Source organism: Caproiciproducens sp. NJN-50 (assembly GCF_004103755.1).
GTDB lineage: Bacteria > Bacillota > Clostridia > Oscillospirales > Acutalibacteraceae > Caproicibacter.
The window spans coordinates 865,598-890,315 of the sequence record NZ_CP035283.1; the positions used below are offsets into that span (position 1 = coordinate 865,598).

22 protein-coding genes are annotated in these 24,718 nt (G+C 56.0%); 18 read left to right on the top strand and 4 right to left on the bottom strand.

All coding sequences use genetic code 11. The features are described from left to right. The first annotated feature begins 114 nt into the window (after positions 1-114). Genes EQM14_RS04190 through EQM14_RS04200 form a run of 3 tightly spaced genes read left to right on the top strand, consistent with a single transcriptional unit; the run spans position 115 to position 3,075 of the window. Positions 115-1,218: a C4-dicarboxylate TRAP transporter substrate-binding protein gene (locus tag EQM14_RS04190; RefSeq protein ID WP_128741773.1), complete on the top strand. Its 1,104-nt coding sequence runs from the start codon at positions 115-117 to the stop codon at positions 1,216-1,218. Between the two features lie 55 nt (positions 1,219-1,273). Then, on the top strand, positions 1,274-1,771 hold the full coding sequence (locus tag EQM14_RS04195) for a TRAP transporter small permease (RefSeq protein ID WP_128741774.1): 498 nt from the start codon (positions 1,274-1,276) through the stop codon (positions 1,769-1,771). Then, entirely contained in the window at positions 1,768-3,075 is a 1,308-nt protein-coding gene (locus EQM14_RS04200) for a TRAP transporter large permease (RefSeq protein ID WP_243112616.1), read from the top strand. The genes EQM14_RS04195 and EQM14_RS04200 overlap by 4 nt, the downstream gene beginning before the upstream one ends. Positions 3,076-3,255: 180 nt before the next feature. Here the strand turns inward: EQM14_RS04200 and EQM14_RS04205 are convergent, their stop codons facing one another. Continuing rightward, on the bottom strand, positions 3,256-3,843 hold the full coding sequence (locus EQM14_RS04205) for a sigma-70 family RNA polymerase sigma factor (RefSeq protein ID WP_128741775.1): 588 nt from the start codon (positions 3,841-3,843) through the stop codon (positions 3,256-3,258). Between the two features lie 193 nt (positions 3,844-4,036). Here EQM14_RS04205 and EQM14_RS04210 point away from each other — a divergent pair, with 193 nt between their 5' ends. The 6 genes from EQM14_RS04210 to EQM14_RS04235 all read left to right on the top strand — a co-directional run bounded on the left by EQM14_RS04210 (position 4,037) and on the right by EQM14_RS04235 (position 10,878). Continuing rightward, a complete protein-coding gene (locus tag EQM14_RS04210; RefSeq protein WP_128741776.1) occupies positions 4,037-5,389 on the top strand; it encodes an MATE family efflux transporter in 1,353 nt (450 codons plus the stop codon). 170 nt (positions 5,390-5,559) lie between these two features. Further along, positions 5,560-6,033 (top strand): hypothetical protein, encoded by a 474-nt coding sequence (locus EQM14_RS16620; RefSeq protein ID WP_243112618.1) that lies wholly within the window; start codon positions 5,560-5,562, stop codon positions 6,031-6,033. Then, positions 6,030-6,275 (top strand): hypothetical protein, encoded by a 246-nt coding sequence (locus EQM14_RS04220; protein ID WP_128741777.1) that lies wholly within the window; start codon positions 6,030-6,032, stop codon positions 6,273-6,275. Before EQM14_RS16620 ends, EQM14_RS04220 begins: the two co-directional genes overlap by 4 nt. A gap of 77 nt (positions 6,276-6,352) precedes the next feature. Next, positions 6,353-6,862: a MarR family transcriptional regulator gene (locus EQM14_RS04225; protein ID WP_128741778.1), complete on the top strand. Its 510-nt coding sequence runs from the start codon at positions 6,353-6,355 to the stop codon at positions 6,860-6,862. Beyond that, positions 6,863-8,590, top strand: coding sequence for an ABC transporter ATP-binding protein (locus EQM14_RS04230; protein ID WP_128741779.1), 1,728 nt, complete (start codon positions 6,863-6,865; stop codon positions 8,588-8,590). It abuts the gene before it with no gap. Further along, complete coding sequence (locus EQM14_RS04235; RefSeq protein ID WP_128741780.1) at positions 8,587-10,878, top strand: ABC transporter ATP-binding protein; 2,292 nt, start codon at positions 8,587-8,589, stop codon at positions 10,876-10,878. The genes EQM14_RS04230 and EQM14_RS04235 overlap by 4 nt, the downstream gene beginning before the upstream one ends. 49 nt (positions 10,879-10,927) lie before the next feature. Here EQM14_RS04235 and EQM14_RS04240 read toward each other — a convergent pair whose 3' ends face one another. Both EQM14_RS04240 and cutA read right to left on the bottom strand, forming a co-directional pair. Next, positions 10,928-12,532, bottom strand: coding sequence for a gamma-glutamyltransferase family protein (locus EQM14_RS04240; RefSeq protein WP_128741781.1), 1,605 nt, complete (start codon positions 12,530-12,532; stop codon positions 10,928-10,930). 33 nt (positions 12,533-12,565) lie between these two features. Continuing rightward, positions 12,566-12,895 (bottom strand): divalent cation tolerance protein CutA, encoded by a 330-nt coding sequence (gene cutA, locus EQM14_RS04245; RefSeq protein WP_128741782.1) that lies wholly within the window; start codon positions 12,893-12,895, stop codon positions 12,566-12,568. Between the two features lie 198 nt (positions 12,896-13,093). Between cutA and EQM14_RS04250 the strand changes: the two genes are divergently transcribed. The 4 genes from EQM14_RS04250 (at position 13,094) to EQM14_RS04265 (ending at position 15,944) form a co-directional block, all read left to right on the top strand. Then, positions 13,094-13,693, top strand: coding sequence for a nitroreductase family protein (locus tag EQM14_RS04250; RefSeq protein WP_128741783.1), 600 nt, complete (start codon positions 13,094-13,096; stop codon positions 13,691-13,693). A 15-nt stretch (positions 13,694-13,708) separates the two neighbouring features. Next, positions 13,709-14,458, top strand: a complete 750-nt coding sequence (gene gpmA / locus EQM14_RS04255; protein WP_128741784.1) for a 2,3-diphosphoglycerate-dependent phosphoglycerate mutase — start codon at positions 13,709-13,711, stop codon at positions 14,456-14,458. A gap of 49 nt (positions 14,459-14,507) precedes the next feature. Continuing rightward, the gene (locus EQM14_RS04260; RefSeq protein ID WP_164918962.1) at positions 14,508-14,747 is read left to right on the top strand and encodes a heavy-metal-associated domain-containing protein; all 240 of its coding nucleotides are present in this window, start codon (positions 14,508-14,510) and stop codon (positions 14,745-14,747) included. Between the two features lie 126 nt (positions 14,748-14,873). Beyond that, entirely contained in the window at positions 14,874-15,944 is a 1,071-nt protein-coding gene (locus EQM14_RS04265; RefSeq protein WP_128741786.1) for a M24 family metallopeptidase, read from the top strand. A 104-nt stretch (positions 15,945-16,048) separates the two neighbouring features. Here EQM14_RS04265 and EQM14_RS04270 read toward each other — a convergent pair whose 3' ends face one another. Beyond that, entirely contained in the window at positions 16,049-17,299 is a 1,251-nt protein-coding gene (locus EQM14_RS04270) for a [Fe-Fe] hydrogenase large subunit C-terminal domain-containing protein (protein ID WP_128741787.1), read from the bottom strand. 221 nt (positions 17,300-17,520) lie between these two features. Between EQM14_RS04270 and EQM14_RS04275 the strand changes: the two genes are divergently transcribed. The 5 genes from EQM14_RS04275 to EQM14_RS04295 all read left to right on the top strand — a co-directional run bounded on the left by EQM14_RS04275 (position 17,521) and on the right by EQM14_RS04295 (position 24,640). Then, complete coding sequence (locus EQM14_RS04275; protein ID WP_128741788.1) at positions 17,521-18,240, top strand: ABC transporter ATP-binding protein; 720 nt, start codon at positions 17,521-17,523, stop codon at positions 18,238-18,240. Then, positions 18,237-20,129: a COG1361 S-layer family protein gene (locus tag EQM14_RS04280; protein WP_128741789.1), complete on the top strand. Its 1,893-nt coding sequence runs from the start codon at positions 18,237-18,239 to the stop codon at positions 20,127-20,129. The genes EQM14_RS04275 and EQM14_RS04280 overlap by 4 nt, the downstream gene beginning before the upstream one ends. A gap of 1 nt (position 20,130) precedes the next feature. Continuing rightward, entirely contained in the window at positions 20,131-21,471 is a 1,341-nt protein-coding gene (locus EQM14_RS04285; protein WP_128741790.1) for an ABC transporter permease, read from the top strand. A 370-nt stretch (positions 21,472-21,841) separates the two neighbouring features. Next, entirely contained in the window at positions 21,842-23,671 is a 1,830-nt protein-coding gene (gene glmS, locus EQM14_RS04290) for a glutamine--fructose-6-phosphate transaminase (isomerizing) (RefSeq protein ID WP_128741791.1), read from the top strand. Between the two features lie 240 nt (positions 23,672-23,911). Continuing rightward, the gene (locus EQM14_RS04295) at positions 23,912-24,640 is read left to right on the top strand and encodes a DUF554 domain-containing protein (protein WP_128741792.1); all 729 of its coding nucleotides are present in this window, start codon (positions 23,912-23,914) and stop codon (positions 24,638-24,640) included. Positions 24,641-24,718 lie beyond the last annotated feature (78 nt).

Genomic DNA, 24,718 nt, shown 5'->3' on the forward strand with positions numbered 1-24,718 from the left:
TCCTCATTCGCAGGATGCTTTTTTTTAATGCTCATAAGGGCTTTTTGCGGTGTCAGCTTCTTGAACCGTGCAGGTTATAAGCGCAACAAGATTTAGGAAAGGAATGATTTCGTTATGAAAAAAGCAAGAATCTCTTTTCGCAGCCTGCTGAAAACGGCTGTGAGCGGTGTTCTGGGCATGGCGCTGATTCTGGGTACAATGAGCGGATGCGGCGGATCTTCGACCAGCACAGGAGGCGGAGCCGCCTCGGCCGGCAGTTCCGCGGCGGCCGGCAAGTCGGATGATGATAATTTTCACATTACGATCAAGCTGAGCCATGTGTTCCAGCCGCAGGAGCAGGTTTATAAAACCATGGAGGCGATCGGAAAAAGCGTAACGGAAAAAACGCAGGGGCACATAACAATCCAGGTTTTCGGCCAGGGACAGCTTTCCGTTTATAACGACAGCATGGAGCAGGTGAAGCGCGGGGCGAACTGGATCGCCGTCGAAGAGCCCTCCTACCTGGGCGATTATGTTCCCGATTTCGCCGCGCTGGTCGGCCCGATGCTTTATCAGAACAACGACGAGTGGGAGAAAATGCAGGACACGGACCTCTACAAGGAGATGCAGAAAAAGGCCGAGGATCTTGGATTCCATTTCCTTTCGATGAATTATGAATTCGGATTCCGCAGCCTCTGCACAAACAAGGACGTCAAGACTCCGGACGATTTAAAGGGCATGAAACTGCGCAGCACGGAGAGCCCACTGTTTGTCAAGACGATCGAGGCCATGGGTGCCGCCGCCACTCCGATGGCGTTTACCGAGTGCATATCGGCGATTCAGACCGGCACGGTCAACGGATTTGAAGGTTCCGAATCCACCCTGCTTGGCACCGGCGCTTACGAGGTCGTCAAGAAAGTCGCTTTGACCCGCCATTTTATCGCGACCCGCGGCGCGTTTATCAATACCAAGGTTTACGACAGCATTCCTGAAAAATACCGCAAGATTCTTGACGAAGAGTTTGCTCAGGGCGCCAAGGACTGCCGCGCCGCGTCGGAGAAGGACGAGGCGGGGACCGTCGAAAAGCTGAAGAGCCTTGGCGTCACATTCAACGATGTCGATATGGACGCCTTCACAAAATCCTGCGACAAGGTTTATGACTGGCTGGTTTCCGACAAGAAATGTTCGCCGGACATCCATGAAAGGCTGCTGGCCGAACTCAAGAAAATGCGCGGCTGATTTTCATGAAAAGTTCCGTACGCAACCCGATACATAACAACTGAGAAGGAAACTTATGAAAGCTAAACTGAAACTGTTTTTGTACAATCTGGACTCCATTATCACCGGCGCGGCGATGATCGGAATGACGCTGGTTGTTTTGCTCAACGTGTTCTGCCGCTATTTTGCAAACAAACCGCTGGTTTGGGGCGAAGAAGTTGCGACGACGCTCTTTGTCTGGAGCATTTTTGCGGGCGGCGAGGTCTGTTTTCGCCAGGGAACGCACCTGGGCGTGGACTTTCTGGTGAGGCTTCTGCCGGATCGGATTCGCTCCGCTTTCGCCTGCGTGATCAACGCCGTCGTCATTCTGATCATCGGGACTCTTGCCGTGGTTAGTCTGACCTATATGTGGAATTCCCGCATGAATCTTTCCAAGGTCATGCAGGTAACCGTCCTGTGGAACACCGTGCCGGTAGCCGTCAGCTTTGTGGTTTCGCTGGTGTGGGCCATCCTGTTTTTTATCCGGGATTTAAGAACGATGACATCTTTTGGAAAGGAGGCTGAGCAGCTGTGAGTTCTTTGGCATTCCTGCCGATTTTGCTGGTGTTTGTCCTGTATTTTGCCGGCATCCCGATTGTGTACGCCCTGCTCGGCTCCACTTTTTTCTACTTCGCGTTTATCGATACGACATCCCCGATGGATCTGATCCTGCAGAAGGTGCTGACAAGCTCGCAGTCTTTTAACCTGCTGGCGATTCCGTTCTTCGTCATGGCCGGGTCGATCATGAACTATTCGGGCATCAGCGAGAAGATGATGGATTTCGCGGAGGTGCTGACCGGGCATATGCGCGGAGGGCTCGCGCAGGTCAACGTTCTGCTGAGCATGCTGATGGGCGGCTGCTCCGGCTCCGCGAACGCGGACGCCGCGATGGAAGCAAAGATGCTTGAGCCGCAGATGGAGGAACGCGGGTATTCCAAGGCGTTTTCGACTGCAATCACCGCCGCCTCGTCCGCTGCAACGCCGGTGATCCCGCCCGGAGTCAACCTGATCGTCTACGCCGTGCTTGCAAGCTGCTCGCTGGGCCGCATGTTTGCCGCCGGGTATATTCCGGGGATCCTGATGGGCCTGTCCCTGATGGTGGCGGTGGCTTATATCTCCAAAAAGCGCAATTATCAGCCGAGCCGTGGAAAGCGCGCGACTTTGGGGGAAATCGGCCGCCAGGCGCTGGTTTCCTTCTGGGGACTGTTTTTTCCGTTCGGCATCATCCTCGGCATGCGGGCCGGCATGTTCACGCCGTCCGAAGGCGGCGCGATCGCGGTTCTGTACGCCGTGATCATCGGCAAATTCGTGTACAAGAAACTCAACTTCAGAAGGGACTTCATCCCCATCATGAAGGAATCGATCGCGGGCAGCGCGGCGGTCGTCATGATCATGGTATCAGCCAGCGTGTTCGGCTATTACCTGACCTGGGTGGGCATTCCCCAGATGGTGGCCGTCGGGATGACCACGCTGACCCAGAACAAGTACGTCATGCTGCTGCTGTGCAATCTGATCCTGCTGATCATGGGCATGTTCCTCGAAGGCGGAGCCGCGCTGATGATCATCGCGCCCCTGCTGGTGCCCGTGGTCACGGCGATGGGGGTCGACCCGGTCCATTTCGGCATGATCTGCATCGTGAACATCATGCTCGGGGGCCTGACGCCTCCGTTTGGTTCCATGATGTTCACCACCTGCGGCATTACGGGATGCAAGATCAGCGATTTCGTGCGCGAGTGCTGGATCTTCATGTTTGCGCTGCTTGTTGTGCTGATCATTATCACCTTTGTCCCATTCCTGAGCCTGGTCCTGCCAAACCTGATTTACGGCGTGCAGGGCTGAAAATTTGCAACCGGCCGGTTGCCTGTCTGCCTCCCTTGATTGTCTGCGCGGGCCGAACTCCTGCGGACGATCAAGGGAGGTTTCTGTTCCCTGATTTCGGTATCAAATGGACCCTGGAATCTGCAAAGAGCCTTTCCGTTACATAAAATATTTCGGAGAAGAATATAAATGCTCTGGAATTTATGCAATGGAGGGGAGCGGTTGAATATCCTTGTTTACTATCCGGCCGAAGGGGAAAAACAGAAGGAACTGCAAAGAAGGGTCGCCGCGGTCCACAGCAGCGCGATTGCGAAGTACATAGAGCGGATTCACTGTCCGGTGGAACAAAAGAAAGAGATCGCAACTCGGATTCTTCGGGAACGGCAAAAAGAGGGGACGGCGTAGCAGCCGCCCCTCTTTTTGCCGCGTCACCGGTGTCCGAAATGATAGAATAGCATTTTCAATACATCTTGCCGCGTAGCTGGAAAGCCGGATTCCCTTGGAACTGTCAAAGGTATTCACCGCTTTAATCAGCCCGATGGTGCCAATGGAAATCAGGTCGTCCTGTTCGCTGGAACTGGAGTAATACTTTTTGATGATGTGTGCGACCAGTCTGAGATTATGTTCGATCAGTGCTGCTTTTGCTTTCGGATCCCCGTTCTTCATTTTTTCCAGGCATTCCTTCTCCTCCTGCGCGGTTAACGGCCGGGGAAAAGACCCGGAGCCCGCGACGTGAAGCACGAAAAAGAGGAAGCCGGAAAGAGCCAGGCTCAAAAGTGCTTCGAACAAGATGTTCGCCCCCTTGGAATCATGTATCTTCAGTATATGCGGGACATCCCCGGCTTGTTGCAAGTCCGACGGGGTTTCCGCCGCCGGGAAAGGATTGGCCGCCCAGTGCCGCCCCGTATATTTTCATTTGCATGGTTGTAAGTTTCGCCGGAATCAGATAAAATAAGAGAGAATTTAAAGGAGGGTAACCCATTTGGAAGAAAATCGGCAAAATAAGATGGGCACCATGCCCATTTTTCGTTTGATTGTCACGATGTCTATTCCGGCCGTCCTGTCCATGATGGTCCAGGCGCTGTACAATATCGTGGACAGCTATTTTGTTGCACAGATCAGTGAAAACGCGCTGACCTCCGTGTCGCTGGTGTTTCCGGTTCAGACCCTGCTGATTGCGGTGGCGGTCGGGACCGGGGTCGGCCTGAACTCGCTGATCGCACGCCGACTGGGAGAAAACCGCAGGGAAGAGGCCGACCAGGCGGCAACCCATGGGCTTCTTCTTGGGCTTGCAAACGGTTTGCTGTTTTTTGTTATCGGCCTGTTTTGTTCGGGCCCGTTTCTGAGAGCCTTTACCTCGGACCCCGAGATTGTTTCGATGGGTTCCGCCTACATGAGCACCGTTTGTATGTTTTCCTTCGGAGCATGCGTTGAAATCAACATTGAGAAAATATTGCAGGCCACCGGGAATATGGTCTTTCCCATGATCTTTCAGCTGATTGGCGCCGTGGGCAACATGCTGCTTGACCCGGTTTTTATTTTTGGGCTTTTTGGGGTGCCTGCCATGGGAGTCAGGGGCGCCGCGATCGCCACGGTGATCGCTCAGATTCTGTCTATGGTGGTTGCCTTGTTGGTTTTGCTTTTCAGAGAACATGAAGTGAAAGTGGATTTTCACTTTTTCCGCGTCAACTGGCGCACGGTACAGAATATTTATGCCGTGGGGCTGCCCGCCATTGTCATGCAGTCGACCGGTTCCGTCATGGTGGTCGGCATGAACGCGATTTTAATCGGTTTCACCGGTACGGCAGTCGCCGTCTTCGGCGTCTATTTCAAACTTCAGTCTTTTGTTTTTATGCCGGTCTTTGGGCTGAATCAGGGGCTGATGCCCGTAATGGGATACAATTACGGAGCGAGAAAGATCAGCCGTCTGCTCAGCGCGGTCAAAATCGGCTGCGCGATTGCGGCGGTCATCATGGGAATCGGCATGGCGGGGTTCTGGCTGATACCGGACAAGCTTCTGCTGATTTTCAACGCATCCGGCCGTATGCTCCAGATCGGGGTCCCGGCGCTTCGCACCATCTCGCTCTGCTTTTTGCCCGCCGCGTTCGGCATCGTTTTTTCCACAACCTTTCAGGCGGTCGGCGACGGGGTGAAAAGCCTGATTATTTCGCTCCTGCGACAGCTTGTCATATTGCTTCCGTGCGCGTACCTGCTGTCTAAAATCGGGCTGGACGCGGTCTGGTTCGCGTTTCCGGCCGCGGAGAGCGTATCGCTTGCCGCAAGCATTTTCTTTTACTGTTCGGTGAGAAGGACCACCATTCAGACAGGCGCATAGGCAAAATCAAATCTGTTTTCCGGACGATGAATTCCCGCAATTGACGCCAATTGGACAATTCTGTCTCCTAATATCATCCAGGAAGGGATTTTTAACTTGTTTCAGTGCCCACGGGTCGACTGAAATCGTATATAATAATAAAAATCCTAAATTATGGAAAGTGAAAGGTAATGCTGAATACGAATTACAAAGGAAAACTTTCACCCGCTCAGATTTTGATTTCTCTGGATGCAAAGCCGGACGCTGGGATGGCCGGATGCCTTTTCAGCGGATACTACCGCAGGGCTTTTGCTTTTAAAAGCGAAACGGAACTTCTGTTTGCGATAGACCAGCTGTGTGACAGTATGCAATTTCCCCAGGCATCGTCCCAAAGCCGAAGTTTTGAATCCAAGTATACAAAAACGATCGTCAGGAAGGTGGAAAACTTCATGGAACCGGACATTGAAACAGCTTTAAAGCAGGACCGCGCTACTTTTCTGGTGCACATCAAATTCCGTCAGAATGCGACCTGGCAGGGAAGCATCACTTGGGTGGAGCAGGAAAAGACACAGAGTTTCCGCAGCGCGCTTGAAATGCTGAAATTGATGGAAGAGGCTCGGGTTCCGTCGGCGAAGGAAGTTGTGGACTGGGAGGATACCCCTTGAAAGCATCCCGACGGCGGGCGGTGAAACAGCAAAAGTCCCCTGTTCAGATAAAAGCTGAACAGGGGACTTTTGCTGTCCCTCTTTTTTGTGACTTCTCAGCGGCGCTGTGCCGCAAACAGCTTTCCAATTTTTGGACAGCCCTCTTTCGCGTCGGGCGAGTCCGGATTGATTCCATGTTTTTGGGTATAGTACACAATTGTTTTTTTAATTTGATTGGAAAACCTATAAAATTAAAATGTTGACCCTCCGGCGAAGCAGGCGTATAATTAGGAAACCAAATAGATAGAAATCCTAATTAATTTTGAAAGAAGGTTGCCGGATGCCAGAAGAAGGACGCACCGGAGAGGCAACAAAAAGATTGTTGGACGCCATGGTCCAGTTCCGCCGGCTGCGCGACATCCCATACCGCGGGAAGCACCCGCAAAGCCATGAATGCAGGCACAGCGACATGATGATCCTGTTTGCCCTGAAACAGTTGGAACCCGATTTCCCAGAGGGCGTCAGCATCAAGGAACTGAGCCGCTGTTTGAACCTGAAATCTCCGACTGTGACTCCCGCCGCTTATCATCTGGAAAAAATGGATCTGGTGGAGCGCAGCACCGACGACAGGGACAGGCGGATTAACCGCATCCGGCTGACCGAGGGAGGCCGCCGGCTTCTCCTAGCCCACAGGAGACGGCTGGCCGCCCATATCCATGGACTGGTCCTCTACCTCGGAGCGGAAAAGAGTTTAATGCTGGCGGAGCTTCTCGATGAAGCGTTCCGCTACGAATTTGGCCAGATCCAGCAAAAAAACAATCTTGAGGCTCATCACCCGGGAGGTCTATGAATGCTGAAAATTTATCGGAACCTGAAGCCGTTTGCAGCTTCGATCATCACGATCCTGCTTCTTCTGTTTCTTCAGGTGATGTCCGACCTTTATCTGCCGACCCTGATGTCGGATATCGTCAACAGCGGTATCATGGCCGGAGACATCGGCTATATCTGGAAAACCGGCGAAATCATGCTCCTGATTGCCGCGGGCGGCGTGATCTGTGCTGTGGCGGCGGGCTATCTCGGTTCAAGAGTTGCCCTCGGATTGGGCAGAAACCTGAGAAACCAGGTTTTCCGCCGTGTGGAAAACTTTTCTTTGCACGAGTTTGATAAATTCGGGTCGTCGACCCTGATTACGCGGACGACCAACGATATTATCCAGATACAGACGGTCACGATCATGATCATCAATATGATGGTTCGTGCGCCGCTGACCTGTATCGGAGGGATCATGCAGGCCTATCATCAGGACCGGACGCTGACGATTGTCCTTGCCGTGGCGCTTCCCATTTTGATTCTGGTCATCTGGCTCGTGACCTCGAGGGTCATTCCATTGTTCCGCCAGGTGCAGAAAAAGCTGGACCGGATCAATCTGATCCTTCGGGAGAATCTGACCGGGATCCGGGTCATCCGGGCCTTTGACAAGATCGGCCATGAAAAGGCTAGGTTTGAAGACGCCAACCGGGATCTGACCGACACTTATATCCGTGTCAACCGCATTATGGCGTTTCTGATGCCGATGATGATGATGATTATGAATCTGGTCTCGACAAGCATCCTCTGGTTCGGGAGCAAGAGGATCGACACCGGGGAAATGAATATCGGCGCGCTGATGGCGTTTACCCAGTACGCGATGCAGATCATGTTTTCGCTTTTGATGTTTGTCATGATGTTTGTCATGATTCCCCGCGCGCAGGCCGCCGCCGACCGCATCAGCGCGGTTCTGGAGACAACCCCCGAAATCGTCGATCCGGATCAGCCGGAAGCTGCGGAAGAGGAAAGGGGCTATGTCGAATTCCGGAACGTCACCTTCCGTTACCACGGGGCGGAACAGCCCGCGATCCGCAATGTCTCTTTTTCCGTCAGGCCGGGGGAGACCACGGCCATCATCGGGGGGACCGGCAGCGGCAAGAGCACGCTGATCAATCTGATTCCCCGCTTTTACGATGTGGATGAGGGGGAGATCCTGGTCGACGGCACGAATGTGAAGGCGATGACGCAGGAGGACCTGAGAAAACGGATCGGCTTTGTCCCCCAGAAGGCCAGCCTTTTCACGGGCACCGTCAAAGAGAACCTGCTGTACGGCAGGGAGGACGCCACGGAGGAGGAGATCCGCCACGCCGCGCAGGTGGCGCAGGCCTCCGAATTTATCACCGGGATGCCGGACGGGTACGATTCCCTGCTTGCCGAAAGCGGCCGGAACCTCTCCGGCGGGCAGAAGCAGCGCCTTTCCATCGCAAGGGCTTTGGTCAGGCGCCCGGAGATCTATGTATTTGACGACAGCTTTTCCGCGCTCGACTTTAAAACGGACGCGAGGCTTCGCGCAGCCCTGAAAAAGGATACGGCGGATGCCACCGTGATTATTGTTGCACAGCGCGTCGGAACCGTGATGGACGCCGACAGAATCATTGTTCTGGACGAAGGTTCGGTCGCCGGGATCGGGACCCACAGGGAACTGCTGAAAGAATGCGAAATATACCGCGAGATTGTGGAGTCGCAGCTTTCCGAGGAGGAATTGGCATGAGCGAAAATCAGCATAGAACCGGCTCTGCCGGCGGAGCGAGGCGTGGCGGACCGGGCGGAGGTCCGGGAGGGGCCATTGGCAGGCCCGTGGAAAAGGCCAAGGATTTCAAAGGGACGCTCCGGCGCCTGACCGGGTATTTGAAACCGCAGAGTTGGAAGCTTGCGTTCGTCCTTGTTTTTACGCTTTTCTCGACCGCATTTACCGTCCTGGCGCCGAGAATCAGCGGCAATGCGATCAACCAGATGACGGACGGCTTTATTGCGAAACGAATCGTTTCCGAGGTGAGCAAGGCGCAGGACTCCGTCGGTCCCGCCCTGACCGCGCAGCTGAAACAGATCGATTCCGGACGCGCTCAGGCGGAGGAGCAGGCCAAGTCGGCCGCCCGCGCCGCGTTGGAAAAGCAGGGAGCCTCCGAGGCACAGATCGCCGCGGCGGAGCAGCAGGCGGCGGCAGCCGCGGACAAAGCGTTCTCTGAAAAGCTCGCCCAGACGGTTTCGCCGGAACAGCTGGATGCCATGCGCGAACTTGCCAAGCTGCCGCGCGTCAGCGACGTTTCCGGCGCGGAGGAAAAGGCGAAGGCCGTCGGGCAGTTTGTTTCTTTGACGAAGAAAATGCCCCAGTCCGGCCAGAGCGGACAGTCGTTCCAAATCAGCGAGGAAGACCTGCAAAAATATCTGGGGGATATCCGGGAAACGGGAGGGGCGATCCCGTTCGGCGCCATTGCCAAAACCCTTCTGTTCCTGCTGGGAATCTATCTTCTAAGCTCCTTGTTCTCGTTCCTGACGCAGTACATGATGTCGGGAGTTGCCCAGCTGACGGTTTACAGCCTGAGGAAAGATCTGAACGACAAGCTTTCGCGGCTGCCGCTCAAATACTATGACGGGCATACGAGCGGCGATATCCTCAGCCGCATGACCAATGACATCGACACCATTTCCGGTACGCTGCAGCAGAGCCTGACGCAGTTGATCCAGTCCGTGTGCCAGATTCTCGGTTATGTCATTATGATGCTGCTTTACAGCCCGATCCTGACGCTGATCGTTCTGTGCACCCTGCCGCTTTACATCGGCGTCACCATGCTGATTGCTTCCCACTCCCAGAAATACTACAAGGCGCAGCAGAAGCATCTCGGCAATCTCAGCGGGCACACCGAGGAAATGTTCACCGGCCACATTATTGTGAAGGCGTTCGGCCGCGAACAGGAATCGATCGAAACCTTTGAGCAAATCAACGACGACCTCTACGCCGCCGGATGGAAAGCCCAGTTTATGAGCGGCGTCATGTACCCGCTGATGAATTTCGTGAGCAATATCGGCTATGTGCTGATTTCGGTGGTCGGCGGAATTTTCGTGACGAAAAGCATGCTGAACATCGGGGATATCACGGCGTTCATCCAATACTCCAGGTCGTTTTCCATGCCGATCATCCAGACCGCCAACATCGCGAATATCATCCAGTCCACCCTCGCCTGCGCCGAGCGCGTTTTTGAAGTCCTCGACGAGGAGGAGGATATCCCGGACGCGGCGGACGCCGTGAAAATGGAAGACCCCCAGGGAAATATCCGCTTCGACCACGTGAAATTCGGCTACTCGGAATCCGCGCCGCTGATGGAAGACATGAATCTTGATTTCAAGCGGGGCGAGACCGTTGCCATCGTGGGGCCGACCGGAGCGGGAAAGACCACCCTGGTCAATCTTCTGATGCGGTTCTATGAGATCAACGGCGGCGCCATTACCTTCGACGGAGTGGATATCCGGAACATCGCCCGGGGAAATCTGCGCACCATGTTCGGCATGGTGCTTCAGGACACCTGGCTTTTCAACGGGACGATCGAGGAAAACATCGCCTACGGAAAGGAAAACGCGACGCATGAGCAGATCGTGGCCGCGGCGAAGGCCGCTCACGCGGACCACTTTGTCCGATCCCTGCCCGACGGGTACCAGACCGTTCTGAACGAGGAGGCGTCCAACATCTCGCAGGGGCAGAAGCAGCTTCTGACCATCGCCCGCGCGATCCTGGCGGACCCGGCCGTGCTGATTCTGGACGAAGCGACCAGCAGCGTCGACACCCGCACCGAAGTCCTGATTCAGAAGGCGATGAGCGTGCTGATGAGGGGAAGGACCAATTTCGTCATCGCACACCGGCTTTCCACGATCCGCGACGCCCATCTGATCCTCGTGATGAATCACGGGACGATTGTCGAAGCGGGGAACCACCGGGAACTGATGGCGAAAAACGGGTTTTACGCCGACCTTTACAACAGCCAGTTTGCCGGGGCGAATCTGTAATCATCAGATGGAACAGCGGCGCGGAGCAAAAGCTCCGCGCCGCTGTTCGCTACCATGCCGCCACCTGTCCGTCCGCCCGCGATTCGCTGCCTCCCGTGAGAACTCCTTCCGCGTTTTTCCAGATGATCTGCCCTCTGCCGAAATCGTCCGTGACGGTGGAGATGCTGATTTCGTGGCCGCGGTCCTGGAGCTCCCGGACCAGATGGGCGGGGAACTCGGGCTCCACCTCGATCCGCTTTCCGCCAACCCAGCGCCAGCGCGGCGCGTCAAGACTCTGCTGGGCGTTCAGGCCGAAGTCCACCGTGTTCGTCACGACCTGCAGGTGTCCCTGCGGCTGCATAAAACCGCCCATCACCCCGAACGGCCCGACCGGGGCGCCGTCTTTTGAGAGGAATGCGGGGATGATCGTATGATAGGACCGTCTGCCGGGTCCGATGAAGTTCCCGGATTCCGGATTCATGGAAAAATTCATCCCCCGGTTTTGGAGGGAAATGCCGGTTCCCGGCACTACCAGCCCGGAGCCGAAGCTGCAGTAGCTGCTCTGGATGTAGGAAACCATGTTTCCATCGGCGTCCGCCGTGCAGAGGTAGACCGTGCCGCCTTTTTCGGGCTGTCCCGCCTTTGGAAGGACTGCCCGGTCCCCGATCAGGCTGCGCCGTTCCTCGGCGTAGGATTCGCTCAAAAGGGCTTCGGCGGAAACTTTCATCGTTGCCGGGTCGCCGACATATTCCCTGCCGTCTTCATAAGCCAGTTTCAGGGATTCGATCATGCGGTGAATGCTGAGCGGACTGTCCCTGCTTTCCATCGGGAATCCCTTTAAAATGTTCAGCGCCATCAGCGCCACGATTCCGTGCCCGTTCGGCGGAAGTTCTGAAATCTCGTATCCGCGGTAGCGGACGTGAAGAGGCCGGACCCAGTCCGACGAATGCCGCTCCAGGTCGCTTTTCCGGAGCAGACCGCCTGTTGCGCGGGAAAACCGGTCGATTTTTTCCGCCAGCCCGCCGCGATAGAAGCTTTCGCAGTTGGTTACAGCCAGCTCTTTCAGCGTTTCGGCAAGCTCCGGCAGACGGAACAATTCTCCCGCGAGGGGTGCGCGTCCCGACGGGAAAAAGGTGTCCCGGAGCGGTTCGTATTCCGGTCCGGTCAGCCCTCCGAGGAACTCTTCCTCGAACCGTTTCCAGGCGGCCGCGGTCACCGGACCGACCGGCCAGCCGTCTTCGGCGCAGATGATAGCGGGTTCCAGCGTCCGCGTCAGAGGAAGCCGGCCGAAGGTTTTGGAAAGTTCCGCCCAGGCGGCCGGAATGCCGGGAACGGTGACAGGCAGCCACCCAAAGCGCGGAACCTCCGAAAAACCGCAGCTCCGCACGGCTTCGGCGTTCAGCAGGGCCGGCGATCGCCCGCTGGAATTCAGGCCGTGCAGCCGGCCGCCGGCCCAGACCAGTGCGAACGCGTCCCCGCCCACGCCGTTGGACATCGGCTCCGTCACGGTCAGTACGGCCGCCGCCGCGACGGCGGCGTCGACGGCATTGCCCCCCTGTTTCAAAATATCCAGCCCGGCCTGCGCGGCAAGCGGCTGCGATGTCGCGACCATTCCCTTTGTTCCGAATACCACTTTGCGGGTGGACGGGTATCGGTAGGATAAATTCCGGTCCATGTTCCATGCCTCCCGTTTATGTTCTGATTTGCATTAAAGTCCCGTGCGGTACAGCGGAATGACGTTGATGACTGGCACCTCGTAGGGGTGCGCCGCTTTGACCGCCCGGATGGTTTCCTCCACGCTGTCTTTTTTGCAGAGAACCTCCACTTTATATTCTTCTCCAACACAAATTCGGCTTTGTTCGCCGTCGTAAGGATGGCTTCCCTCCAGCGGGCGCCAGCACCCTGTGACCTCGCTGTAGGAAAGACAACTGTCGTAATTTCCGATATGCCCAGCGTCCGCGCTTTGCAGCGCCCTGCGAATGGCTTCCAGGTGCGATTTTGGAACGAAGATTTCCATTTTGCAGAATTCAAAGTCCATGTGCTGTTCCCTCCCGTTTTTCTGCATTATAGCGAAAAGCGTCATCTTTGTAAAGAGAAAAAATAATAATAGTTATTATTTTTTAAACAAAAATTTGTTCCGTCCGCCCCTGTGTTTCTCTGTTTTTGCGGTGGATTTTACCAATCAAATCGGTTATGATAAAAATAGAAAAAGAATCGGTGAAAGGGAGGATTCGATATGAAGGAAAATTTTTTAAAGGCGCTCGAAAGCCGCCGCTCGATCTATTCCATCGGGAGGAACTCCGCCGTGACGGAAGATGAAATCCTTTCGATTGTCCGCCGTGCGGTCAGCGCGTCGCCAAGTGCGTTTAATTCTCAAAGCTCCCGTGTCATTGTCCTGTTTGGGAAAAATCATGACCGCTTATGGGACGACCTCAAGGGAATCCTGAAAGGCATGGTCCAGGCGGACCGTTTCGCCAAGACGGAGGAAAAGATCGACTCGTTTCGCAGCGGGTACGGGACCGTTCTTTATTTTGAAGATCAGGACGTCGTCACCGGTCTGCAGAATCAATTCCCGCCCTACAAAGACAATTTCCCGCTCTGGTCGCTTCAGTCCTCCGGCATGCTGCAGCTTGCCGTATGGGCGGCGCTGGAGGAAGCGGGCTTGGGGGCAAGCCTGCAACACTACAATCCGCTGATCGACGAAAAGGTGAGGGAGAACTGGGGCGCCCCCAAGAGCTGGAAGCTGCTGGCTCAGATGCCGTTCGGCAGCGTGGAGGGCAAACCGGAGAGCAAGGATACGGGGAACGTTGACGAACGGGTCAAGGCGTTCCGGTAGAAACGGGGGAGCTCCATGAAACTGGTATTGCTTCGGCACGGGGAGAGCGAATGGAACAAAAAGGACCTGTTTACCGGCTGGACGGACGTGGACCTGTCCGACAACGGCAGGGAAGAGGCGCGAAACGCGGGGGCTCTGCTTCGGCAAAACGGCTTTGACTTCGACCTGTGTTACACCTCCTGCCTGAAGCGAGCCATCCATACGCTGAATCTAGCTTTAGAGCAGATGGACCGGGAATGGCTTCCGGTCGTGAAAAGCTGGAAGCTGAACGAACGCCACTACGGCGCGCTGCAGGGGCTGAACAAGGCGGAAACCTCGCAAAAATACGGCGAAGAGCAGGTACAGATGTGGCGGCGCTCCTTTGACGTCCGTCCGCCCCTGCTGGACGAAGGCGACGGGAGGAATCCCCGCCTTCAGGCCCAGTACCGGGAGGTGCCGGCGCGGGAGCTGCCGCGGGGTGAAAGTCTGGCGGATACCATCGCAAGGGTCGTTCCTTATTTTGAGCGGAACATCCGAAAAGAGATGGAAAGCGGAAAGCGTGTTCTCATCGCGGCTCACGGAAATTCCCTGCGCGCGCTGATTTACTGGTTTGAAAAGCTCTCGAAGGAGGAAATCACGGGGGTCAATCTCCCGACCGGCGTGCCTCTGGTCTATACGCTTGATGAAAAGTGGAACGTCACCGGCAAAGAATACCTTGGCGATCCGGAATTGATCCGGGCCAAAATCCAAAGCGTTGCCGATCAGGGAAAGACGAAGGAATCATGATCTGATAGAAACCTCCCCGCCGCACATACTAAGCGGGGAGGTGATTTTTTTGTCTAAGGCCAGCGTCTATTTCAGCCTGAAGCATCAGGAAGACCAGCGAGACTGCGAAGAAATCAAGCGCCGCCTCGACTCGATTCCGGGCGTTCTCTCCGTCAGCATCAGCAGGGACCGCGACAGGGTGGCCGTCGACTACGATACAACGGGAACCGGGCCGGATCAGCTCCGCGGCAAGCTGGACGAGTGCGGGTGCGCCGTCGAAGCCGAGCACTGGCAGGAGCATAGAATGTAAAAACAGGCCGCGCGGCTTTTTTCGGGCCGCGCGGCCGTTTTTTGTTTCACGGAAGAATTCGCCTTGAAAAGCGGTGCGGAAAACGGTAAAATAAAATCACATTTGATTGGAAGGAAGAATGTGGCAATGAATCGGGAACGATTGGAAAAAGTGATTACATATATGCGAAAGGAAGACCTGAACCAGATTCTGGTGACGGCCACTCCGTCCGTCTATTATCTGACCGGGGTCTGGGTGGAACCTTTCGAGCGCATGCTCGTTCTCTATCTTCGGAGCGACGGAACCGTCAAGCTGTTCGGCAACGAGTTGTTCTGCCTGAAGCCGCAGGCGGGGGTGGAACTGATTTTGCACAAAGATGGAGAGAACCCCGTGCAGGCTCTTGCCGACGCCCTGCTGCCGGGCAAAATCGGTATTGACAAAACGTGGAGGTCCGGGTTTCTGGTCGGCCTTCTGCAGAGCAGGAGCGACCTTGTGCCTGTGGAAGGTTCCGCCCCGGTCGATCTTGCCCGCATGCGGAAGGACGAAGAGGAAATCGCGTCGATGCGGCAAGCGTCGCAGGTCAACGACAAAGTTATGGCGTTTGCCGTCGGCATGGTGAAGGAAGGAGCGCGTGAAAATGAAATCGCGCTCGCCGTACAGAACCTGTATGCCCAAAACGGCGGGGACCATTCGCCTGAGATCGAGATCGCTTCGTTCGGAGCCAACGCCGCCGACCCGCATCACGAACCCTCGGACGCGGTGATCCGGGAAGGGGACTGCGTCGTCCTCGACCTGTTCAATCCGATCCGCCGCTACTGGTGCGATATGACGCGCACGGTGTTTTTCCGCCGCGCCGGTGACCGGCAGAGGGAAGTGTACGACGCCGTGAAACGAGCAAATCTTGCGGCGGAGGCGATGATCCGCCCGGGCGTACAGATGTGCGAGATCGACCGCGCTGCAAGAAGCGTGCTGGAGCAGGCGGGATACGGCAGGTATTTTACACACCGCCTCGGTCACGGCTGCGGGCTCGACTGTCACGAAGCGCCGGAGAACGGTCCGGCAAGTCTGACTGTCGCGCAGCCCGGCATGGTGTTCTCCGTTGAACCGGGGTCCTATCTGCGGGGGGAATTCGGCGTGCGGATCGAGGACCTGGTACTGGTGACGGAATCCGGCTGCGAGGTGCTGAACCATTACACCAAAGAACTGACCATCGTCTGAACAGGCGAATTGTCCCCGAAAACGGGCAATGAATCAATACGGTATGTAATATTCTGATTCGTTTATACAGAAATCCCGTCGCGTGACGGGATTTCTGCGGTTTATTAAAAGTCCCGGGTGAAAATGTCGCTGTGTTCCAGCAGACTTTCGACCGTGTCGAATCCAAGACGATGCAGCAGCTCAATGACGAAAGGATTGTCGATCGGCGTGGGATAAGCCGCTTCGTCCCCGTAGCGGCGGACATTCTTCCGGCCTTCCTCCGCGGGAATCAGGGCCCTGGGACCGCCGACGCAGCCGCCGACACACCCCATGCCTTCGATAAAATTCGCGGTGACATGACCCGCCAGCACGTCGCTCAGCATTTTTTTGCAGCCGGGCACGCCGTCCGCGTGCGCGGCTTTTACGGTGATCTTTCGGTCCGGGTTCAGCCGTTCGACGGTTTTCTGTACCGCCTCGCTCACTCCGCCGGTGCTGGCGTAGATTCTGCCCGCCCTGGAGGAATGGTCCCGCTCATCCTCCGGCATCTTTGCCGGGTCGATTCCGGCAAAATCAAAAATATCCCGCATTTCCCGAAAGGTGAGGACGTGGTCGGTCGAATCCGCCACGTCCTTTTCGCGCGCCTCCGCCTTTTTGGCGAGGCACGGCCCGATAAAGACGGTCACGGCTTTCGGGTAAAGAGTCTTGATCGATCGGCCGCAGGCGACCATCGGTGAAACGGCGCCCGGAACGTGGGGAATCAGCTCATGATAGACCCGTCGGATCATCGAAATCCACATCGGGCAGCAGCAGCTGGTCAGCTGATAATCTTCTTCCTTTAAAATATTGCGGTCGAATTCCAGCGCTTCTTTAAGGGTCAGGATGTCCGCGAAGAGGGCAACCTCCACCATGCCGGCAAAGCCGATGCGCTTAAACGCGGAGCGCAGCTTGCCCGGCGTGACTTCGCTGCTGAACTGGTTGATGAACGCCGGGGCGATCATCGCGTAGACCGGGGCATCGGCATGATGGATCGCTTCGAGCGCCGGCAGGATGTCGCGGCTTTCCGTCAGCTTGTGCGCCTTGCAGTTTTCAACGCAGTCCTCACACCCGACGCAAAGCTCCGGATCGACGACCAGGTTGCCCTTTTCATCCCGGTACAAGGCGTCGAACAGGCATTTTCCCGCGCAGGCCGCCCGTTCGTCTTCCGAACAGGCACAGTCTCCGATCCGGATCACCGGCGGATGTTTTTCCGGATTCAGCAGGCAGTCCAGCTGGTGCGGGTCATACTTTTCTTTTCTGACCTGTTCCAGTTCTTCCGGCAGCCTGTTCTGCACGGAGGCCTTGACGAGCCTGCCGTAAAGTTCTTCAAATGTCGTCATGAAAGTCGCCTCTTTCTTCGCCGTTCGCCTTGGGGGTCTGTGTTTCGTTATTTTACGCTGGCGGAGGATTCCCTATACGGCCGGATGGGAATCCATCGGCAGGAGGAAACATCTGTATGAATACGGATGTTACAAATTTGTTCATTGATTTTGAAGAAAAATGAGAATAAAATGAAAATTGTAATATTTTAGCAAATTTCCGGCAGCTAAAGGGGGATTTCATGGACATGATCAGCATCCGCGACATTCGGAAAGTGTATCATATCGGCACTGAAAAAATCGTCGCGCTGGGACGCATCAGCCTAAGCGTCGCACAGGGGGAAATCTGCTGCGTTCTGGGGACCTCCGGCTCCGGAAAATCCACTTTGCTCAATATCATGGCCGGGCTGGAGCGTCCTTCGCGGGGCAGCGTCGTGATCGGCGGGACCGATGTGACAGACTACAGCGAAAAGCAATGGGCGCTGTTCCGGCAGAAAAACATCGGGTTTATCTTTCAGTCCTACAATCTTATGCCGACCATGACCGCGGTCGAAAATGTGGCGCTGCCGCTTGCGTTCCGCGGAGTCGGGAAGGAGATCCGGACCCGGAAGGCGGTCAAAATGCTCCGGGCGGTCCGGCTCGGCGACCGGCTGATGCACAAACCGACGCAGATGAGCGGGGGACAGCAGCAGCGCGTCGGCATTGCGCGCGCTTTTGTCGCGAGGCCGAAGCTGATTTTTGCCGACGAGCCGACCGGAAACCTGGACAGCAGGACCGGCCGGGAGGTCATGGAGCTGATGGTCTCGATGGCCGGAAAATACGGGGAAACCCTCATTATTGTAACACACGATCCGGAGATTGCAAGGTACGCCGGGCGCGTTATTACGATCCACGACGGGTGCAAGGTTTCGGATGAAAACAGTCCCGCCGCGGTGGAAAAAGAGGAGGAGCAAAAAGAATGAGACATAAAAAGAGCCGGACAGCCGCATTGTTTCTTGCGGCTTCGCTGGCGTTTTCGGCCGCTTTCGGGGCCGCGGCTCCGGCGCGGGCCAACGTAAAGGAAATTCAGGACCCGCGCGTGACCTCCGCGACGGTCACCCCCGCCGCGCCGGGAGTGGGCAGCCCGTTTGACGTGGACCTGACCTTTACGCAGACGTTTGATACGAAGGGTTCCGACTCATCGCAAATTTTTAACGCGCTTAATATCAGCGAGGCAAGATACGCGGTTTTTGATATCGGAGCGGAAACCGGCTCCGTTTCCGTCAGCAAATCCGATTTTTCGGCGAAAATCGAAACGTCCAACAGTGATGACGATGATTCCTACCCGGAGGATACCGGAATTGTGACGTATCATCTTTACCTCCCGCAGCGGTATCTGAAACGCATGGGAAGCGGCTACGGCGTTTTAAAGTTTAAAATCACCTATTGTGAAGACGCGAAAGGAAACGACGTCGTAACTTATGATAATAACAAAGTGCCATCCTACACCGTCGAATATCTGGTGTTCAGCAAGCTGGATTCCAGTTCCGACACGGAGGATCAGGGACAGCTGACGGTCAGTTCCTACAAGCTGGACCATTCGCCGGTGAGGGAAGGGGAGACCTTCGGGCTGACCCTGACCGTGAAGAACACGGGTTCCGCCGCCTGCGCCAACGTCCTCTCCGTCCTGGACCTTTCCGGCGCGGAGGGCGTGAGCATCCGGGGGGAGACGGATACCAAAACGCTGGGAAACCTGAGTCCCGGAGCGTCGGCAACCGTCAACTACCCTCTCGCGTGTCTTTCCAAAATGGAGACGGGCAGCTACCCGGTGGGCATCTCGCTCTCCGCTGACGATACCGACAAGTCCGCGTCGAAGATCTACCTTCCGATCACCGGGACAAAAACCGGGAAGGACGACACCGGCGAGGTTGGAGACAGCAAGCCTCAGCTTATTATTGAAAGCTACGATTTCGGCGGCAAGGCCGTGACCGGCGGGCAGGAGTTCAATCTGGTGATGAACGTGCGGAACACCGGCTCGGCCGCCATTGACAACTGCAAAATGACGGTCGGCTCCGACACGGGGGATTCGGACTCCGACAAGGCGCCCACCACGGGCAGCGTTTTCACGCCTTCCCAGTCCTCGAACACGTTTTTTATCCCGAAGCTCAGCGCGGGAGCAACCGTGAAAAAGACAATCGCGCTGCTGCCGAAAGCGGACGCCGCTCCGAATTCCTACGGCGTGATCGTCAACTTCAGCTACGACGCGGTCGTGGACGGCAAGCGCCAGACCCTGACCTCCCAGGAGACGATCACCATCCCGCTTTCGCAGCCCATCCGGTTCGAGATCGGCGAGCCGGCGCTGAGCAGCCCTTTTTTTGCGGGGGAGGCCGGGCAGGTCAGCGTCGACTATGTCAACAAGGGAAAAAGCAAGGTCTATAACGTCTCCGTCGAACTGGCGGGAAACTTCGGCACCGAAGAGGGCGCTCAGTACATCGGCAACGTGGATTCCGGGGCGAGCGACACGCTGCAGGCGGCGCTGACGCCGCAGAAGGAGGGGACTCTCTCCGGGACGGCGACGTTCAATTATGAGGACGCCTCCGGGAAGGTTACGACGGTTGTTAAGAAGTTTTCCACGGAGGTTCAGGCCGCGGAAGTCCCGGCAGCGGGAGGGCCGGACGGCGTGAATCCGGACGGGACGCCGGGAACCGGGCCGCAGAAGGGCGGGTCGGGCTGGAAGCTGTGGGCCGGCGTCGCCGCGGGGGTTATTGCCATTGCGGCCGGGACCGCCGTATTTTTAAAAAAACGGAAGGCGAAAAAGCTGCGTCTGCTGGAGGAGTCGGACGACTACGACGAGCCCGGCGGAGGAGCCTGAGATGAAGTTCCGCGACATGATTGCAATGGCCCTTTCCAACCTGTTTCACCGGCGCGTCCGCACGGCGCTGACCGTGATGGGCGTCGTGATCGGCACCTGCGCGATCATCGTCATGCTTTCCCTTGGGTTCGGGATGCGGCAGAGCATGGAGGACACGATGGAAAGCATGGGCGACCTGACCGTCGTCACCGTATACGGCGGGGGAGGAGGTTCCAAAGGTTCCTCCGGAGGGCTGGATGAGAAAGCGCTCAAAGAAATCCAGAAGCTGCCGCATCTAGCCGCCGTAACGCCGGTCTATTTTCTGGATTCCTCCTGTGTCACCGTAAAATGCCGGAAATACCAGTTTCAGGGCATGATCTACGGGGTTGCGATGGACACGCTGGAAACCTTCGGTTTTCAGGCGGAGACCGGAAGCCTTCCCGGGTCCGATTTCCAGAAGACGGATATTCTGTTCGGCAGCCAGTCTGCCTATGATTTTGTAGACGGCAACAAAAAAGACGATAACTATGTCGACCGGACGCCCGACAAAAACGGAAATCTGCCGGAGCCCTTTGTGGACCTGACAAAGGATAAATTCACGCTGAACGTCAATCCTCCGGAGGATTCCACGGCGAAGCAGAAGGAAGTAAAACTCCATGTGCTCGGCACGCTGGCGGAGGATTACAGCAAAAATCCGAGTCCCAGCGACTGCATCTTCATGGATCTTTCCTACGCGAAGGAGCTGCGGGAAAAGTACGACAAGCTGAACAATGTCAAAAAGGGCGATGCGCAGGATTCCTACGGTCAGATCGTCCTCAAAATGGACTCGATCGACGCGGTGCCGGACGCGGTGGAGCAGATCACCGGCCTCGGCTACCAGTCGTACAGCATGGAGAGCCAGCGCGACGCGATGGAAAAACAGCTCCGCACCGTGCAGATGATCCTGGGCGGGCTGGGCGCGATCTCTCTGCTTGTGGCGGCGCTCGGCATTACCAACACCATGGTGATGTCGATTTATGAGCGCACCCGGGAGATCGGAATCATGAAGGTCCTAGGATGCGTCGTATGGAACATCCGGGCCATGTTCCTGATGGAGGCCGGAGCGATCGGTTTTCTCGGCGGCGCGGCCGGAATCGGGATCAGCTATGGAATATCGGCCTTCCTCAATTCGCTGGCCGCCCGCATGGCGTCCTCCGGCGGCGGGGACGGCGTCCTAGGGATGGGCGGAGCTATTTCGATCATCCCGGTCTGGCTGGTGTTCGCCTCCCTCGCCTTCTCCACCCTGGTCGGGGTGACGTCGGGAATTCTGCCCGCAAACCGGGCGATGAAGATCAGCGCGCTGACCGCGATCAAACAGGAATAGCGCTCTTCGGTTTTATGTTTTCCAGCCGGACGGCCATTTTTGCTGCCCGCCCGCCGGCGTTTGGCAAGATGCGGCTGGGAGTTATGAAAAAGATTGCGCCCTCCCCCGGCTTTTTTAGGGAACAATTTCACTTGAAAAACTTAAACTGGTATTGTATGATAGGTCAAGGCTTTCAAACGGAATCAGAAGCGCCAGAACTCGCGCGGCCCTTCCAGCGCGAGTTGACGAGGACAAGGAAAATCGAAACTTCGGCGGATGCCTTGCGGTATGGTACTACCGGAAATGCTGAAAAAAACAGGGAGTGATCCCCGAACAAATTCAGCAGGGTACCTGAAAGCCTGAATACTTTTTTGAAAGGCAGGCTAAAAACATGTGTGGAATCGTCGGTTACATCGGAGACCGGGAGGCTCAGCCGATTCTTCTGAGCGGACTGTGCAGACTGGAATACCGCGGGTATGACTCCGCCGGAATCGCGGTGTTGAATCAAAAGGGAGAAATGAGCCTTGCGAAGAGCAAGGGGAGGCTGGCGAGCCTTGAGAAGAAACTGAAGGCGGCGGCGCTGCCGGGCACCGTCGGCATCGGCCACACCCGCTGGGCGACGCACGGGGAGCCTTCGGAAACGAACTGCCACCCTCACACGAACGGGAAAAGAACCGTCAGCGTCATTCACAACGGGATTATCGAGAACTATCAGCATCTGCGGGAATTTCTGATCGGAAAGGGATATCATTTTTATTCCGAAACGGACACGGAGGTCATCCCGAATCTGATCGATTATTATTACAGCGGAGATTTGCTGGAAGCGGTAATGAAAACTGTCTCCAAGCTGGAGGGCAGTTATGCTCTGGGCATTTTGTCCGTCTATGAGCCGGACCGGCTCATTGCGGTGAGAAAAGACAGCCCGCTGGTCATCGGCGTCGGCAGGGGAGAAAACTTCATCGCGTCGGATGTCCCCGCCGTGCTGAATTATACGAGGGATTTCATCTACCTGGGAGACAAGGAATTCGCCGTCATCCGGAAGGACTCGGTGGAGGTATACACTCCGGAGGGCGAGAGAGCCGAGAAACCGGTCAAACACGTCACCTGGAACGCGGACGCCGCGGAAAAGGGCGGGTATGAGCACTTTATGCTGAAAGAGATCTGCGAGCAGCCGGGCGCCATCAAGGCGACCATGACCTCCCGCATCCTGCCCGGCCAGCCCGTCAGGCTGGACGACATCTCGTTTACGGAGCGGGAGATCAAGGACATCGAAAAAATCTATATTGTGGCCTGCGGGACCGCTTACCACGCGGGAATTGTCGGAAAATACGTCATTGAAAAGCTGGCGCGGATTCCGGTGGAGGTCGATATCGCGTCGGAATTCCGCTATCGCGATCCGCTCCTGACGGATAAAATGCTTCTGATCGTCGTCAGCCAGTCCGGAGAGACGGCGGATACGCTCGCCGCGCTGCGCGAGGCGAAGAGCCGGGGAGTCAAAGTGCTGGCCGTCACAAACGTCGTGGGCAGCTCCGTTGCGCGCGAGGCGGACGACGTCCTTTACACCTGGGCGGGGCCCGAGATCGCGGTCGCTTCGACCAAAGCTTACACCACCCAGCTGATCGCCATGTATATTCTGGCGCTGTATTTTGCCCAGCACCGGGGCACCATGACAAACGAGGAAATGGAAACCATGAAAAGCGATATGCTGACCCTGCCGCAGAAGGCGGAACAGATGCTCGATCACAGGGAAACGCTTCAGAAATTTGCCTCCAATAACTATATGCATCGGAATATGTTCTTTCTCGGCAGGGGCATCGACTATGCCGTCGCCATGGAGGGAGCGCTGAAGCTGAAAGAAATTTCCTATATCCATTCCGAGGCTTATGCCGGAGGGGAATTAAAACACGGAACCATCGCCCTGATCGAAGACGGGACGGTCGTCATCGCGCTCGCGACGCAAAGCGGGCTGTATGACAAAATGATCAGCAATATCCGGGAGGTCACCACCAGGGGCGCGAATGTTCTCGGCCTGGCGATGGAAGGGAACACAGGCATCGAGAAGGTAGCCGAAGCTGCCCTGTATATCCCCGCCGTTCAGGATGTTCTGGCTCCGGTGCTCGCCGTCATTCCGCTTCAGCTTTTGGCCTATTACACCGCCGTGCAGAAGGGCTGCGATGTGGATAAGCCGAGAAATCTGGCGAAATCCGTCACAGTGGAATAGTCCGCGGCACTTCCGCCGCATCCCTGAATGTAAGAGAAGACCCACACGGTCCGGTGGACCGTGTGGGTCTTTGATTGGGGAAAGGCCGTTTTCCTTGCGTCAGCTTTCGAGTTTATGCTATAATTTACAAGCAAAAGCACCATAAAATCCAGTTACAGAGAGTTACAATAAACCGATGGCAATGACACTGCGCGATTCGGAGAAGGTTATTGACATGGCGGAGAAGTAAGAGGAGATTGCGTGAAAGGGCTTGGGACGATTTTCAATACGATTGCCGTCATTGCCGGAAGCGGCATCGGGCTGTTCCTGAGGAACGGAATGAAACAGAAAACACAGGATATGCTGATGCAGACCTGTGGGGTTGCGGTAATTTTTATCGGCGCGGCGGGGACCCTTCAGGGGATGATTACGGTCGTCGACGGAAGGATACAAACCCAAGGCGTCATGCTGTTGATCTTCTCGCTGGTGATCGGGGGCCTGATCGGGCAGGCGGCAGATATTGAACACTCCCTTGACGCCTTAGGAGAAAAGCTCAAAACTTTGGCAAAGGTGGAAGAGGACAATCGGTTTGTGGAAGGCTTCGTGAATTCGTCGTTGATTATTTGCGTGGGCGCTATGGCGATCATCGGTTCGATCCAGGATGGTTTAAAAGGAGACTACTCCATGTTGGCGGCCAAATCCATTCTGGATTTTGTCATCGTTTTGGCCTTTGCCTCCAGTTACGGATTGGGAGTCATGTTCTCGGCTGTTCCGATTCTTGTGTATGAGGGCGGCATTACGCTTCTCACGGTTTTTATCGGCCCCTTTTTGGGGCAGACGCTGATCGATAATCTGTCTTATGTGGGCTCGTCGCTTATTTTTTGTGTAGGTGCGAACATCGCGTTTGGGAAAAAATTCAAAGTGGGAAATATGCTGCCGGCCCTTTTGGTTCCGGCTGCATATGAGCTGATTTTGCGTTTTATCGGGTAAACGGTCTGGGAATACCGTTCCGATTGCATTTGAAAGAACAGCATCTGCCATCTCATGAGGTTGTCTGCCGTGGCTGCG